9 protein-coding genes are annotated in these 15,388 nt (G+C 72.5%); 2 read left to right on the forward strand and 7 right to left on the reverse strand.

The annotated features are described in order from the left end of the window. Positions 1-44 precede the first annotated feature (44 nt). On the reverse strand, positions 45-1,571 hold the full coding sequence (locus OHU35_RS01930; RefSeq protein ID WP_405504328.1) for an acyl-CoA synthetase: 1,527 nt from the start codon (positions 1,569-1,571) through the stop codon (positions 45-47). A gap of 155 nt (positions 1,572-1,726) precedes the next feature. Here OHU35_RS01930 and OHU35_RS01935 point away from each other — a divergent pair, with 155 nt between their 5' ends. Beyond that, on the forward strand, positions 1,727-4,153 hold the full coding sequence (locus OHU35_RS01935) for a penicillin acylase family protein (protein WP_405504330.1): 2,427 nt from the start codon (positions 1,727-1,729) through the stop codon (positions 4,151-4,153). 38 nt (positions 4,154-4,191) lie between these two features. Here the strand turns inward: OHU35_RS01935 and OHU35_RS01940 are convergent, their stop codons facing one another. The 3 genes from OHU35_RS01940 to OHU35_RS01950 all read right to left on the reverse strand — a co-directional run bounded on the left by OHU35_RS01940 (position 4,192) and on the right by OHU35_RS01950 (position 8,222). Continuing rightward, positions 4,192-5,451, reverse strand: coding sequence for a DUF418 domain-containing protein (locus tag OHU35_RS01940; RefSeq protein WP_405504332.1), 1,260 nt, complete (start codon positions 5,449-5,451; stop codon positions 4,192-4,194). Positions 5,452-5,562: 111 nt separating this feature from the next. Further along, positions 5,563-7,113, reverse strand: coding sequence for an acyl-CoA synthetase (locus OHU35_RS01945; RefSeq protein ID WP_405504334.1), 1,551 nt, complete (start codon positions 7,111-7,113; stop codon positions 5,563-5,565). Then, positions 7,110-8,222 (reverse strand): nitronate monooxygenase family protein, encoded by a 1,113-nt coding sequence (locus tag OHU35_RS01950; protein WP_189725325.1) that lies wholly within the window; start codon positions 8,220-8,222, stop codon positions 7,110-7,112. The genes OHU35_RS01945 and OHU35_RS01950 overlap by 4 nt, the downstream gene beginning before the upstream one ends. A 138-nt stretch (positions 8,223-8,360) precedes the next feature. Here OHU35_RS01950 and OHU35_RS01955 point away from each other — a divergent pair, with 138 nt between their 5' ends. Then, a complete protein-coding gene (locus tag OHU35_RS01955) occupies positions 8,361-10,151 on the forward strand; it encodes a serine hydrolase (protein WP_359894543.1) in 1,791 nt (596 codons plus the stop codon). Between the two features lie 4 nt (positions 10,152-10,155). On the opposite strand, the gene OHU35_RS01960 is transcribed toward OHU35_RS01955, so the two are convergent. The 3 genes from OHU35_RS01960 to OHU35_RS01970 all read right to left on the reverse strand — a co-directional run bounded on the left by OHU35_RS01960 (position 10,156) and on the right by OHU35_RS01970 (position 15,287). Next, on the reverse strand, positions 10,156-11,733 hold the full coding sequence (locus OHU35_RS01960; RefSeq protein WP_405504336.1) for a phytoene desaturase family protein: 1,578 nt from the start codon (positions 11,731-11,733) through the stop codon (positions 10,156-10,158). 411 nt (positions 11,734-12,144) lie between these two features. Beyond that, positions 12,145-14,373, reverse strand: coding sequence for a serine/threonine-protein kinase (locus OHU35_RS01965; RefSeq protein WP_189725322.1), 2,229 nt, complete (start codon positions 14,371-14,373; stop codon positions 12,145-12,147). A 65-nt stretch (positions 14,374-14,438) separates the two neighbouring features. Further along, positions 14,439-15,287, reverse strand: a complete 849-nt coding sequence (locus OHU35_RS01970; protein WP_189725321.1) for an oxygenase MpaB family protein — start codon at positions 15,285-15,287, stop codon at positions 14,439-14,441. Positions 15,288-15,388 lie beyond the last annotated feature (101 nt).

Genomic DNA, 15,388 nt, shown 5'->3' on the forward strand with positions numbered 1-15,388 from the left:
CCACTGGGGCGCAAGGGGGTTCTGCTGGAGGTACGGGTACTGCGTCACCCGTCTGATGGGGCGGGTTCCGGCCCGCCCCCGAGGTCTTTCCTGAGCTCCCGCTTGAGGATCTTCCCGCTGGCGTTGCGCGGGAGGCCGTCCACGAACACCACGCGCTTCGGGGCCTTGAAGGGGGCGAGTTTCTCGCGGACGTGGTCGATCAGTTCCGCCTCCGTGACCTCGCCGCGCGGGACGACGACGGCCGTGACGGCCTCGATCCAGCGTTCGTCGGGGAGGCCGACGACCGCGGCCTCGACGACCTGGGGGTGGGTGTACAGGGCGTCCTCGACCTGGCGTGAAGCGACCAGGACGCCGCCGGAGTTGATGACGTCCTTCACCCGGTCGACGACCGTGAAGTAGCCGTGCGCGTCGCGGACCGCGAGGTCGCCGGAGCGGAACCAGCCGTCGCGGAAGGCCTCGGCGGTCTCCTCGGGCTTGTCCCAGTAGCCCTCGCACAGTTGCGGGGAGCGGTAGACGATCTCGCCGGGGGTGCCGTCGGGTACGACCTCGCCGTCCTCGTCGACCACGCGGGCCTCGACGAACAGCACGGGACGGCCACAGGAGTCCATGCGGCCCTTGTGCTCCTCGGGGGCGAGGACCGTGGCGAGGGGGCCGATCTCGCTCTGGCCGAAGCAGTTGTAGAAGGCCAGCTTGGGAAGGCGTTCCTTCAGCCGTTCCAGGACCGGGACCGGCATGATCGACGCCCCGTAGTAGGCCTTGCGCAGGCCGCTCAGGTCGCGGGTGGCGAAGTCGGGGCGGTTGGACAGGGCGATCCAGACGGTGGGCGGGGCGAACAGGCTGTCCACGCGGCCCGCTTCGACCAGGTCGAGGAGCCGGTCGCCGTCGGGTGCGTCGAGGACGATGTTCGTCGCGCCGACCGCGAGGTAGGGCAGCAGGAAGACGTGCATCTGCGCCGAGTGGTACAGGGGCAGCGAGTGCGCGGGACGATCCCCCGCACTGAGGTCGAGGGCCGCGATGGCGCTCAGGTACTCGTGCACCAGGGCCCGGTGCGTCATCATCGCGCCCTTGGGCAGCGCGGTCGTCCCGGACGTGTACAACAGCTGCACGAGATCCTCGGCGCGCGGCTCGGGGCCGTCGTACACGGGCGCCTCGGCCAGCCGCGCGAGCAGCGAGTCGCCGGCGTCACGCAGGGGCAGTGGCCGTACGCCGTCGGGGAGCCGGCCGGCGAGGTCCGGGTCGGCGAGGACCAGGGAGCTGCCGGACTGGCCGACGATGTAGGCGAGGTCGTCGCCGGTGAGGTTCTGGTTGACGGGTACGTGCACCAGGCCCGCTCGGGCGCAGGCCAGGAAGGCGATCAGGTAGGCGTCGGAGTTGTGGCCGTAGGCGCCGACCCGGTCCCCGGGGGACAGGCCCTGGTCGAGGAGGACGCTCGCCGCGCGGGAGACCGCGGTGTCGAGTTCGTCGTAGGTCCAGGTGCGCTCGCCGTACTCCACCGCGACGCGCGCCGGTGTGCGCCGGGCGCTGCGCCGTAGGACTCCGTCGACCGTGCTGCCGTGTCCGGGCGTCGTCATGACAAGTGATCCTCGGTCGGCCGCGCGGGGAGGTCAAGGACCGGCCCGCTCAACCCTGCCGCCGCCAGCGGCGTCCGCTGTGATGGTACTGACGTATGAACCAAGAACATTTGTACGCTCAAGTCTCCTTTCCCTCAACGATGTTGGAGGGCACCATGCGCAGCCGCCTGAGACGTCTCGTCCTCGGGGCCACGGCCCTGTTCACGGCCGCGACCGCGTTACCCGCGGCCGCCGCCCCGAGCCAGGGGCGAGCGGAGCAGCACCCTTCCCGTGACGGCCTGTCCGCCGTCATCCGCTACACCGAGTACGGCATCCCGCACATCCTCGCGAAGAACTACGCCGACCTGGGCTTCGGCACGGGCTGGGCGCAGGCCGCCGACGAGGTCTGCACGCTCGCCGACGGCTTCGTGACCCTGCGGGGCGAGCGCTCCCGGTACTTCGGCGCCGACACGGCCGCCGACGGCGCCCTCTCCGGGGCCAGGACGAACCTCGCCAGTGATCTGTACTTCCGCGGGGTCCGTGAGAGCCGCACCGTGGAGAAGGTGCTCGCCGAGCCCGCCCCCGTGGGCCCGAGCCGCGAGGTCCGGGGCATGATGCGGGGCTGGGCGGCCGGGTACAACGCCTGGCTGAAGAAGAACAAGACCACGGATCCCGCCTGTGCGGGCGCCTCCTGGGTCCGGCCGGTCACCGAGCTCGACGTGGCCGCCCGCGGTCTCGCCATCGCCTCGATCTCCGGCGAGGGGCGCTTCGTGGACACGATCACGACCGCGAAGCCCCCGACCGGAACCACGACCGCCGGGAGCGGCCCCTCTGCCCGCAAGCCGGATGCCAAGGCCGTGGCGAAGGCGGCGGACGAGCTGTGGGGCGCCCCCGGCATGGGATCCAACGCGGTCGCGTTCCGCGGCGACACGACGGCGAACGGCAGCGGTCTGCTGCTGGGCAACCCGCACTACCCCTGGGAGGGCGGGCGCCGGTTCTGGCAGTCGCAGCAGACGATCCCCGGCGAGCTGAACGTCTCCGGTGGCTCCCTGCTCGGCACCCCCGCGATCTCCATCGGGTTCAACACCCATGTGGCGTGGAGCCACACCGTCTCGACCGGCATTCCGGCCAACTTCCACCGGCTGAACCTGGATCCGGCCGATCCCACGACGTACCTCGTGGACGGCAAGCCGGAGCGGATGAGGAAGCGGACCGTGACGGTCGCGGTGAAGGACGGCGCGCCGGTGACCCGCACCCAGTGGTGGACCCGCTACGGCCCGGTCGTCACCTCGCTCAACTCTCAGGTCCCGCTGCCGTGGACCAGCACGACGGCGTACGCCCTGTACGACCCGAACGCCTCGAACCTCCGCTTCTCCGACACCTCGCTCGGCTTCAGCAAGGCGAAGAGCACCGACGACGTCCTCGCGTCGCTCGCGCGGCACCAGGGCATCCCCTGGGTGAATACGATCGCCGCCGACCGGGCGGGACACTCCCTCTACACCCAGTCCCAGGTACTCCCCCGGATCACCGACGGGCTGGCGGAGCGCTGCTCGACGGAGCTCGGCAGGACCACGTATCCGGCGTCCGGCATCGCGATCCTCGACGGCTCGCGCGGTGACTGTGCCCTCGGCAGCGACCCCGACGCCGTGGGGCCGGGCATCTTCGGCCCGGCGAGGATGCCGACGCTCAAGGACGCGCCGTACGTGGAGAACTCGAACGGCACCGCGTGGATGACCAACGCCGACCGGCCGATCACCGGATACGAGCGGGTCTTCGGCACGGTGGGCACACAGCTCGGCCTGCGCACGCGCGGCGGGATCGAGGACGTGGCGGCGATGGCGGACAAGGGCCGTCTGACCGTACGCGACCTGCAGCGGCAGCAGTTCGCCAACCGGGTGCCCGCGGGTGATCTCGCCGCCGGGGACGTGGCACGGGCCTGTGCGGCGCTGCCCGGCGGTTCGGCGACCGGCAGTGACGGCAAGCCCGTCGACGTGTCGGAGGCCTGCGGGGTGCTGAAGGCGTGGGACCGCACCATGGACACCGGGAGCCGGGGAGCGCTGCTCTTCGATCGGTTCTGGCCCAGGCTGGAACGGGCGGTGCCACCGGGCCAGTTGTGGAAGGTGCCGTTCTCGGCGGCCGATCCGGTAGGTACCCCGAACACGCTGAACACGGACGTTCCCGGCCTGGCCACCGCGCTCGCCGACACGGTGACGGAACTGCGGGCCGCGGGCATCGCGCTCGACGCGCCGCTCGGCGCGCACCAGTTCGTCGTCCGCGACGGCGAGCGCCTTCCGGTGCCGGGCGGCGCGGGGCAGCTCGGCGTGTGGAACGTGATCCAGCCGACGTGGGACGCGGCCGGCGGTGGCTACACGGAGGTTCCGTTCGGCTCCAGCCACCTCCAGGCGGTGGGCTGGGACGGCAGCCGCTGTCCGGTGGCCCGCACCCTGCTGACGTACTCCCAGTCGTCGAACCCCGAGTCGCCGCACTTCGCGGATCAGACGCGGCTGTTCTCGGGTGAGAAGTGGGTGACGTCGCGCTTCTGCGAGAAGGACATCCTGTCCTCGCCGAAGCTGAAGGTCGTCCGGGTGCACGAGCGGCACTGACCGTGCCGGTGGGGTGCCGCTCCAGGGCGGCACCCCGTTCATCCCGCCCGGCGGCCGTACATCAGCCGGCGCAGCACCGCCTCGGCGGGACCCCGGCGGCCGGCGCGTTCCAGGGCGTACGCTCCGGCCACCGTGACCAGCCAGACGGCCAACGCGAAGAGCGCCATGGTGGCGCTGCCCAGCTGCTCGCCGAGGCCGAGTCCCCAGGCGGCCAGCACCGGGGCGAAGAGCAGCGAGTGGGCGAGGTAGCAGGACAGGGACCGCTTCCCGACGGAGGTCACCGCGACGACGGCTGTCGCTCCGCGCCGGGGCCCGCGGGCGGTCCACCAGTGTGCGAAGAGGGCGACGGCCGCGACATAGCCGAGGCCCGCGGCGTTGCCGGTGATGTCGCGGAGCACGGTGAGCGCTCCGGACTCGCTCTGCATGTCGTCCGGCACGTGCAGGACGCCGATGTGGGCGAGTGCGGCGGGCAGCGCGCCGAGCCAGCCGACCGCGATGCCGAGCAGCGCCGTCAGGCGCAGCAGCGTGCGGTGGCGACCCGGTTCCTCCAGGATGCGGCGGCGCGCGGCCCGGAAGCCGAGCAGGAAGAGGATGAACCCGCCGCCGACGAGGGTCAGCGGGGCGGCGACGAAGGTGACGAACAGGCCGGTCCGGAGTCGGGTGCCCGCCGCGGTGAGCCAGTTCGCCTCCTGCGATGCGTACGCCTTGAAGCCCGGGTCGGCCCCGGCGTCGCCGAATGTGCCCAACTCGCCCCGGAGCAGGGCCGAGAGGGCGGGCCCGGCCGAGACGAGCAGGATCAGGGCGACCCCGACCCAGATCCACCACGTCAGGGCCCGTTCGCCGCGCCGCAGGAAGGCCAGGCCGAGGACGAGGCTCAGGACTCCGTAGAAGCCGATGATGTCCCCCGCCATCAGCAGGGTGGCGTGCGTCAGGCCGATGACGATCAGCCAGAGGCTGCGCCTGCGCAGGATTCTCGCGGCGTCGCGCGGGTCGGTGCCGGCGGCGGTCTGGCGGAGGTAGAGCTGCGTCATGCCGTAGCCGAAGAGGAAGGCGAAGAGCGGGTAGACCCGCAGGTCGAGCGCGATGATCATGGTGAACTGCACGGCGTGGTCGAGCCACGAGCCGTCCACGGGCTGCCATCCGGAGGGCCCGCGCCGGGCCGCCCAGAGGTGGAAGGCGGTGTTGGACAGCACGATGCCCAGCAGCATGATCCCGCGTGCGAGATCGGGGGCGAGTGCCCGCTCGCCCGGCCGTACGGCTCCCCGCCTCAGCGGTCCCTCTTCGGTCGCGATCGTCATGTCGTCAAGCTAGGAAAGCGGGACCCGTTGGGACATCGGCCGGAGGGCGAGCGGGCGCCGACCAAAGGATGACGCCCGTGCCCGCCCGCGCGACCAAAGCCGCACCGCCGTCTACACCGGTCGGTTCCGGCCCTCCCAGTACGGCTCCCGCAGCCGCCGCTTGTACAGCTTGCCGTTGGGGTCGCGGGGCATCTCGGTGATGAAGTCGACGCTCCTGGGCCGCTTGTACCCGGCGAGCCGGTGTGTGCAGTGGTCGAGGAGGTCGGCCGCGAGGGCGGGTCCGGGCCGGTGTCCGGGGGCCGGTTCGACGACCGCCTTGACCTCCTCGCCCCAGTCGTCGTGCGGGATGCCGAAGACGGCGGCGTCGGCGACGGCGGAGTGGGCGAGCAGGGCCGACTCGATCTCGGCCGGGTAGATGTTGACGCCGCCTGAGATGATCAGGTCGATCTTGCGGTCGCGCAGGAAGAGATAGCCGTCCTCGTCGAGGTGGCCGAGGTCGCCGACGGTGAAGAAGTCGCCGATGCGGTTCTTGCGGGTCTTGGCCTCGTCCTTGTGGTAGGAGAAGCCGCCGGTGTTCATCTTCATGTAGACGGTGCCGAGTTCGCCGGGCGGCAGCGGGTTGCCGTCGTCGTCGAAGATCGCGAGTTCGCTGATGGGCCAGGCCTTGCCGACGGTGCCGGGCTTCTTCAGCCAGTCCTCGGCGGTGGCGAAGGCGCCGCCGCCCTCGCTGGCCGCGTAGTACTCCTCCACACAGGGGCCCCACCAGTCGAGCATGGCCCGTTTCACGTGGTCGGGGCAGGGCGCGGCGCCGTGGATGGCGTGCCGCATGGAGGAGACGTCGTGGCGGTCCTTCTCCTCGTCGGGCAGGGCCAGCAGGCGGTGGAACTGGGTGGGGACCATATGGGTGTGGGTGCAGCGGTGGCGGTCGATGAGGCGGAGCATCTCCCGGGGCGTCCACTTGTCCATCAGGACCAGCCGGTGGCCGATGTGCAGGGACGCGCCGGCGAACTGCAGGACGGCCGTGTGGTACAGCGGCGAGCACACCAGGTGCACGTTGTCGTCGAACGGCCGGATGCCGAAGATGCCGAGGAAACCCCCGAGGTATGCCTCCTCCGGCGGCTTCCCCGGCAGGGGGCGGCGGATGCCGCGGGGGCGGCCGGTGGTGCCCGACGTGTAGTTCATGACCCAGCCGAGGGTGCGGTCGGCGGGCGGCGACTCGGGCTGTGCGTCGAGGAGTTCGGTGTACGGCCGGAATCCCTCGACCGTACCGACGGCGTACCGGTGGGTGGCCGGGAGGCCGGCCTCGTCGGCGGCGTGGCGTGCCGCGTCGGCGAAGCGCTCGTGGGCGAGGAGGACCCGGGCGCCGGAGTCGGAGACGATCCATGCGATCTCCGGTCCGACCAGGTGGTGGTTGACCGGGACGAGGTAGAACCCGGCCTGGCTGGCGGCCAGATAGGCGGTCAGGAACTCGACGCTGTTGGGCAGGACCACGGCGAAGGTGTCGCCGCGTTCCAGTCCGGCGGCGCGCAGGCCGTGCACGAGCCGGTTGGCGGCGGCGTGCAGGCGTCCGGCGGTCCACTCCTCGCCGTCGGGCGCGACGAGCACGGTGCGGCCGGGGTCCTGTGTGGCCTGGGCCCAGAAGCCCACTGCGGGTGTGCTCACGACTGGCCGCTCCTTCCGGCGATGCGGTTGACGCGGTCCACGGCCTGTTCGAAGCCGCGGGTGAGGTCGTCGAAGACGGCTTGGACACTCCGTTCGCTGTTCATCCGGCCGACGATCTGCCCGACCGGGGTGCCGAGCAGCGGTTCGACCTCGTGCTTCTGGATGCGCGACACGGCCTCGGCGACGAGCAGGCCCTGCAACGGCATGGGCAGGGTGCCGGGCCCGGCCGGGTCGTCCCAGGCGTCGGTCCACTCGGTGCGCAGCTGGCGCGCTGGTTTGCCGGTCAGGGCGCGGGAACGGACGGTGTCGCCGGAGCCGGCCGCGAGCAGCTTGCGGGTCAGGGCGGGCGAGTGGAGATCCGCTTCTGTGGTGGTCAGCCACAGGGAGCCCAGCCACACACCCTGAGCCCCGAGGCTGAGTGCGGCGGCCACCTGCTGTCCGCTGCCGATGCCGCCGGCGGCCAGCACGGGCAGCGGGGCCACGGCGTCGACGACCTCGGGGGTGAGCACCATGGAGGCGATCTCGCCGGTGTGGCCGCCGGCCTCGTAGCCCTGCGCCACGACGACGTCGATCCCGGCGTCCTTGTGCTTGCGGGCGTGCCGGGCGCTGCCCGCGAGGGCGGCGACGAGCACGTCCTGGTCGTGGGCGCGTGCGATGACATCGGCGGGCGGGGAGCCGAGGGCGTTGGCCAGGAGCCTGATCGGGTAGTCGAAGGCGACGTCGAGCTGGCTGCGGGCGACCTGCTCCATCCAGCCGGTGATCCGCCATCCGGACGCCTCGCCCTCGGCGAGTTCGGGCACGCCGTGCTTGGCGAGGGTGTCCAGGACGAACTGCCGGTGCCCCTCGGGGATCATCGCCTCGACATCGGCTTCGGTCACGCCCTCGACCTTCTTCGCCGGCATCACGACGTCGAGGCCGTACGGTCGGCCGTCCACGTGCGCCTCGATCCAGTCCAGGTCGCGTTTGAGCTCGTCGGGGGCGGTGTAGCGAACCGCGCCGAGCACGCCGAAGCCGCCGGCCCGGCTGATGGCCGCGGCGACGGCGGGGAACGGCGTGAAGCCGAAGACGGCGTGCTCGACTCCCAGTTTCTGGCTCAGCTCCGTCTGCATGGGCGCAGGATGCCGGAGTCCTCGGGAGGACGGAAGGGGTTTTCTGATACGCCGTCAGATTCTCGGTCAGATTCATGGCGGCGTGGGGCGGACATACTTTCGGGGACATGCGAGACGGTTGAGGCGAAGGGGCGTGCGGTGACCGAGGGAGCGGCGGACAGAGCGGCGACTGCTGAACCGACCAGGCGGCAACTGGGCAGACGGGCCCTGGCGTTGGGCGGCGCGCTCGCCCTCGCCTCCCTGCCCGCCGGGCCCGCCGCGGCCGCCCCGGCGACACGTCACCACCCCACCCTGCGGCACGGCTCCGCCGCACACGCCGGCCTGCTCTCCTCGCACCTTCGCCGGCTCGTCACCGACGCCGAGGCGTTCCTCGGCCCCTCGCCCGCGCACCCCTGGTACGCGGGCGCCGTCCTGCTCGCCGGGCGTGGCGGCACCGTCGCCCTGCACCGGCCCCTCGGCATGGCGGTGCGCTACCGGGCGTACGACGAGAAGACCGACACCGGTGTGGAGTTCCCGCCGGACGAGCAGATCCCCATGGCCGAGGACACCGTCTTCGACCTGGCGTCGGTGTCGAAGCTGTTCACCTCGATCCTCGCCGTGCAGCAGATCGAGCGGGGCACGCTGGAGCTGGAGGCGAAGGTCGCCTCGTACCTGCCGGACTTCGCACGCGCGGGCAAGCAGGACATCACGATCCGTCAGCTGCTCACGCACACCTCGGGTTTCCGCGCCTGGATCCCGCTGTACAGCGCGCCGACGTACGAGGAGAAGCTCCAGCTCATCTGGAACGAGAAGCCGGTGAGCGCGCCGGGCACGGCGTATCTCTACTCGGACCTGAACCTCGTCTCGCTCCAGCTCGTGCTGGAAGGGATCACGGGCCGCTCCCTGGACACCCTCCTGCGGGACGAGATCACCGCGCCGCTCGGCATGCGCCGCACCCGCTACAACCCGCCCGCCTCCTGGCGGCCGAGGATCGCTGCCACGGAGGACGCACGCCCTCCGTGGTCCGGCCTGGACCGGGGCCTGGTGTGGGGCGAGGTGCACGACGAGAACGCCTTCAGCCTGGGCGGGGTCGCGGGCCACGCGGGTGTGTTCTCCGACGCGTGGGACCTCGCGGTCCTCGGCCGTACGCTGCTCAACGGCGGTGTCTACGGGCGGGCGCGGATCCTGACCCCGGAGTCGGTGGAGCTCATGTTCACCGACTTCAACACCGCCTTCCCCGGCGACGAGCACGGCCTCGGCTTCGAGCTCTACCAGCACTGGTACATGGGCGCGATGGCCACGCCGCGCACCGCCGGCCACACCGGCTTCACGGGCACCTCGCTGGTGCTCGACCCGACGACCGACTCCTTCCTCGTCGTGCTCGGCAACTCCGTGCACCCGGTGCGGAGTTGGCGTTCCGGGTCCGCCCCTCGGGTCGCCGCCGCCAACAACCTGGCACGGGCCGTGCCGGTCCGGCCGGTGCGGGGACGCGGCGCCTGGTTCTCCGGGATGGCGGTCTCCGCGACGGCGACGCTCGCTCTCCCCGCGCTCGACACGTCCGCCGGCGGGGCACGGCTGCGCTGCGCGCTGTGGTGGGACACCGAGCCGAAGGCCGACGTCCTGGTCCTGGAGGCCACGACGGACGGCGGCACGACCTGGCAGCCGGTGCCCTTCACGACGTCCCGCCGGGGCGAGGATCCCCGGCAGCATCCGTCGGGCTCGGTCACCGGCTGGTCCGGCCGCGCCTGGCACCGGCTCACCGCCGACCTCCCCACCGCACGCGGGTTGGCCCTGCGCTGGCGGTACGCGACGGACCGGCTGTACGTCGGGCGCGGGTGCTACGTCGACGGGCTGCGGGTCGAGGCGGCGGGCGGCGTCCTGTTCGACGAGTCACGCCCGGCGGACGCGTCACGCCTTCAGGCGGTGGGGTGGACGCCGTCGGCGGACTGAGGGGTCACCGGGGTTCCTGCTCCAGTACCGCCATCGCCGCGTTGTGCCCGGGCACCCCGCTCACTCCGCCGCCGCGCACCGCTCCGGCGCCGCACAGCAGCACGTTCGCATGGCCGGTCTCCACACCCCAGCGGCCGGTGCCGTCCTGGGCGTAGGGCCAGCTCAGCTCGCGGTGGAAGATGTTGCCGCCGGGCAGGCCGAGGTCCCGCTCCAGGTCGAGCGGGGTCCTGGCCTCGATGCAGGGCCGCCCGTCCGCGTCGGTGGCCAGACAGTCGGCGAGCGGCTCGGCCAGGTGTGCGTCGAGCTGGGCGAGGGTCGACTTCAGCAGTTCTTCGCGTACGGCGTCGTTGTCCCGCTCGAACAGGCGGGCCGGGGTGTGCAGCCCGAAGAGGGTGAGCGTCTGGTAGCCCTGCTCGGCCAGGTCGGGCCCGAGGATGGTCGGGTCGGTGAGCGAGTGGCAGTAGATCTCGGAGGGCGGCGCGGCGGGCAGGTCACCGGCGGCGGCCTGGGCGTGGGCGGTGGCCAGTTGGCCGTAGCCCTCGGCGATGTGGAAGGTGCCGGCGAACGCCTCGCGCGGGTCGACATCGCTGTCCCGCAGCATCGGCAGCCGCTTGAGCAGCATGTTCACCTTCAGCTGGGCGCCCTCGGCGGGAGCCGGGGGTGTGTCGCCGGTCAGTTCCGCCAGGGCCTGCGGGGAGGCGTTCACCAGGACGTGCCGGGCGGCGACGGTGCCCTCGGACTCGGCCGTCCGGTAGGTGACCTCGGCCGTACGCCCGTCCGTGGCGATGCGCAGGGCCTCGTGGCCGGTGGCGAGGACGGCGCCCGCGGCGCGTGCGGTGTCGGCCAGTGCGTCGGTGAGGGCGCCCATGCCGCCGACCGGCACGTCCCAGTCGCCGGTGCCGCCGCCGATCACGTGGTAGAGGAAGCAGCGGTTCTGCTTCAACGAGGGGTCGTGGGCGTCGGCGAACGTGCCGATGAGCGCGTCCGTGAGGACCACGCCGCGCACCAGGTCGTCCGCGAAGCGCTCCTCGATCGCGACACCGATCGGCTCCTCGAACAGCGTCCGCCAGGCCTGCTCGTCGTCGAGTCGGGCGCGGAGTTCCTCCCGTGTGGGCAGCGGCTCGGTGAGGGTCGGGAAGACCCGCTCGGCGACGCGGCCGGTCATGCCGTAGAACTCCTGCCAGGCCCGGTACTCGCGGTCCGAGCCGGTGAGCCGGGCGAAGGCCTCCCTGGTCCGCCGTTCGCCGCCGCCGACGAGGAGCCCGGTGGGCCGGCCGTCACGCTCGGCGGGCGTGTAGGAGGAGACGGTGCGGGTGCGGACGCGGAAGTCCAGGCCGAGGTCCCGCACGATCTTCTTGGGCAGCAGGCTCACCAGATACGAGTACCGGGACAGCCGGGCGTCGACCCCGGCGAACGGCCGGGTGGACACCGCCGCGCCGCCGGTGTGGTCCAGCTGCTCGAGAACCAGCACGGAGCGGCCGGCCCGGGCCAGGTAGGCGGCGGCGACCAGGCCGTTGTGTCCACCGCCGACGATGACGGCGTCGTACGTCCGGTGTGCGCGGGGTCCCTCGGGTGCGGTCATGGTTCTTCGTAACACGGGGTGATCCGGGTCGGCCAGATGACGGCGGCCGGGCCTCCAGGTGGAGGCGTCGAGGTAGGCCGCGGGCTCTCCCCTCGTCGGGGTCGGGACGGGCCGCGGGCGGCCTCGGCCGTCGGCGTCGGTCCGGGCCGCGGGCTCCTCCGTCGTCGGCGTCGATCCGGCGGGACAGGCTCTTCCCTCGTCGGCGGCGCTCCGCGCGGCGGGCTCACGAGCCGTCGGCGTCGATCCGCGCGGCGGGCCCTGCGGTGCAGGTGTCGAGGCGTGCGGTCGGCCCGTCGGCAGCAGTCGGTGTCCAGGTGCCGACTCCGGCCGTGCGCGGTCGTCGCGCGCAGGCCGGTTCCCGGCCGGGGGCCGACCGTCTTCCCGGGCTGCCAGACGTAGTTGCACCGCGTGTCACCGCCCGGCCGACGCCCGCTGCTCTCGCAGGGCCGCCACCCGGCGGTAGAGCGCCACGGCTTCGGCGCCGCGGCCCAGTTGCTGCAGGCAGTGCGCCTCGTCGTTGCGGCTGGCGAGGGTGTCGGGGTGATCCGCGCCGAGGACGCGTTCGCGGGCGGCGGCCACGCGCCGGTACTCGGTGAGCGCGTCGGCCCAGCGGGCCAGCCACCCCAGGCCGACGGCGACCTCGCGGAGGCTGACCAGGGTGTCCGGATGGTCCGGGCCGAGGACCCGCTCGCGGGCGGCGCCGACGTCCCGGGACTCGGCGAGAGCCTCCTCCCAGCGGCCCAGCCGTCCGAGGTTGACGCAGCGGCCGTGGCGGGCGCGCAGGGTCTCGGGATGGGTCGGGCCCTGGACGCGGGTACGGTCCTCGGCCAGGTCGCGGTAGAGGTCCAGGGCCTCCGCACTGCGGCCGAGACGGCCCAGGCTGATACCGATCTCGTGCCGGGCTGCGAGCGTGTCGGGGTGGTCGGGGCCCAGGGCTCGGGCGCGAGCCCCGGCGACCTCACGGTAGGTCTCCAGGGCTTCGACCCAGCGGCCCAACTGACCGAGCGCGTAAGCGACTTCGTAGCGGGTGACGAGGGTGTCGGGGTGGTCCGGGCCGAGCACCCGGGCGCGGGATGCGGCCACCTCGCGGGCCATCCGGTAGGAGTCCTCCAGGCGGCCGAGGCGGCTGAGGTTGAAGGCGAGGTTGTGCCGGCAGCGCAGGGTGTCGGGGTGGTCGGGCCCCATCGTGCGCTCCCGCGCGGTGAGCACCGACGTGTACACCCGGTGGGCGTCGAAGGGGCGGCCCAACTGGCCGAGCACGTACGCCATTTCCTGGCGGGCGGCGAGCGTGTCGGAGTGGTCGGCGCCGAAGATGCGGATCCTGGCCTCGGTGACGTGCTTGTACTCGCGCAGGGCGTCCTGGGCGCGGCCGGTGCGGCTGAGGGTGAAAGCCACCTCGTAGCGGCTGGCGAGGGTGTCGGGGTGGTCGGGGCCGAGGAGGTGCTCGCGTTCGGCGGCGACCGCCCGGTGCACCTCCCCCGCTTCCGCCCAGCGGCCGAGCCGGCCGAGGCTCAGGCCCGCGTTGTGCCGGCCGGCCAGGGCGCTCAGGACGTCCGGGGACGGGGTGGGCCGTTCCTCGGGGACGGGTTCCTGGACGGGGCCGGCGGCGGGCCGGGCGATCCATTCGCCGGAGAGCCCGGCCGCCGGGTCCGGCGGTGTGGTGCGCAGCCCGGCGCCGGCCGCCTTGTGGCCGGTGGTCATGCCGTGAGTCCAGGACGGCAGCCGGCCCGCTCCCGCCAGTGCGTCAGGCGCGGGACGGGCCGCCAGGACGGTCGGGACATACGCCGGCGCGGCCCGGTGCATGCTGATGCGACGGGCCAGCTCGCGGGCGTCGTCGGGTCTGTGGCCGGGTTCCTTGGCCAGCAGGTCCAGGACGACGCGTTCCAGGTACTCGGGCACTTCGCGGCGGTGTTCGCGCAGCGGCCGGGGCGGGGTGTCGCGATGGCCGACGAGGATCGCCCAGGGGTCGTCGAGGTCGAACGGCGGTACGCCGGTGGCGATCTCGTAGAGCACGCACCCGAACGAGTACAGGTCGCTGCGCTGGTCGACCTCGGTGCCGCTGATCTGCTCCGGGGACATGTAGTGCGGGGTGCCCATGGCGATGCCGGTGCCGGTCAGCCGGGAGGTGAAGCCGATGTCGTGGCCGAGGCGGGCTATGCCGAAGTCGCAGATCTTCACCGTGCCGTCGCCGAGGCGCACGATGTTGGCGGGTTTCAGGTCGCGGTGGACGATGTTCTGCTCGTGGCAGTACGCGAGGGCCGCGGCGACCTGCTCGGCGATCTCCACGACGTCCGCGACCGGCAGCGGGTGCTGCTTGTTGTCCTCCAGGAGCTGGCTGAGATTGCGGCCGTCCAGCAGTTCCATGACGAGGTAGAGGACGCCGTCCGACTCGCCGAAGTCGTGCACGACGGTGATGCCCCGGTGCTGGAGCGCGGCGGCCACCCGGGCCTCACGCCGGAACCGCTCCCGCAGCACGCGGGTGAAGGCGTGGTCGTGGTTGGGGCCCAGCGGTTTGAGGCACTTGACGGCGACGTGCCGGCCCAGGGACTCGTCCCGTGCCCGCCACACCTCCCCCATGCCGCCGCGCCCGATCAGATCGAGCAGCCGGTATCGGCCGTGGATGAGCCTGGTCTCCCCCATGTCGCGCGACGCTCCCCCCGGTAGCTGTTCGCCCGCTCCTCCCATGGCCCACTCAGTATGGCGGCCTATCGTCCGAGTTTGTACGGTGCCGGGCGCGCGTCCGGGCCGAGCCTCGCCATGGCGCGCAGGATGTGTTTGGGCGGGAGTTGCCACCGCAGACGTGCGGGAACCCGGCGCAACAGGAGACCTGTGAGGCGCAGTTGCCGGGCTGCGGTGGCGGGTGTGGGGGCCGGTCTGCCGTACAACTCGTGGGCGTACGGCGGCAGAGAGGCGTACGCCAGTTGTGCCACGCGCCGCCACAGCACCTCCCGCACCGGTACCAGGAGCGGGTGCGTCGGCGGGTGGAGGAGGAAGTCGTCCACTTCGCGTGCCTCGGGTCCGCCGGCCAGGTCCGGGCGCACCTTCTCGAAGTAGGCGGCCAGCTCGGCCCGGTCGGCCGGTACGGTGCCCGGGTCGAGTCCCACCAGGCGTGCGCTCTGCCGGTGTTCGCCGATGTAGCGGTCGGCCTCGGCGTCGGTGAGCCGGAACCCGGACCCGCGCAGCACGTGCAGATAGGAGTCGATCTCGGCGCAGTGGACCCACCGGAGCAGGTCGGGTTCGTCGACGCCGTAGCGCTCTCCGGTGTCCGGGTCGGTCGCCGTCAGCATGCGGTGGATCTTCCGGACGCGGGCGCCCGCCCGCTCGGCCGCCTCGGTGGTGCCGTAGGTCGTCGTGCCGACGAAGTTCGCGGTGCGCATCAGCCGGCCCCAGGCGTCCCGGCGGAAGTCGGAGTTCTGCATGACGCCGCGTACGGCGCGCGGGTGCAGGGCCTGGAGGTAGAGCGCCCGGATGCCGGCGATCCACATCATCGGGTCGCCGTGCATCTGCCAGGTCACCGAATCAGGAGTGAACAGCCCCGGGTCCGCGCCGGTCATGCGCCTCACCTCCGCCCGGCGCCCACGATGACACAGCTCGAACAACAGGTCGACACCGCGGGAACACCCGCAACACTGTCCAGTCGTTGAGATTTCACCCA

Source organism: Streptomyces purpurascens (assembly GCF_045040895.1).
Classification (GTDB): domain Bacteria; phylum Actinomycetota; class Actinomycetes; order Streptomycetales; family Streptomycetaceae; genus Streptomyces; species Streptomyces purpurascens.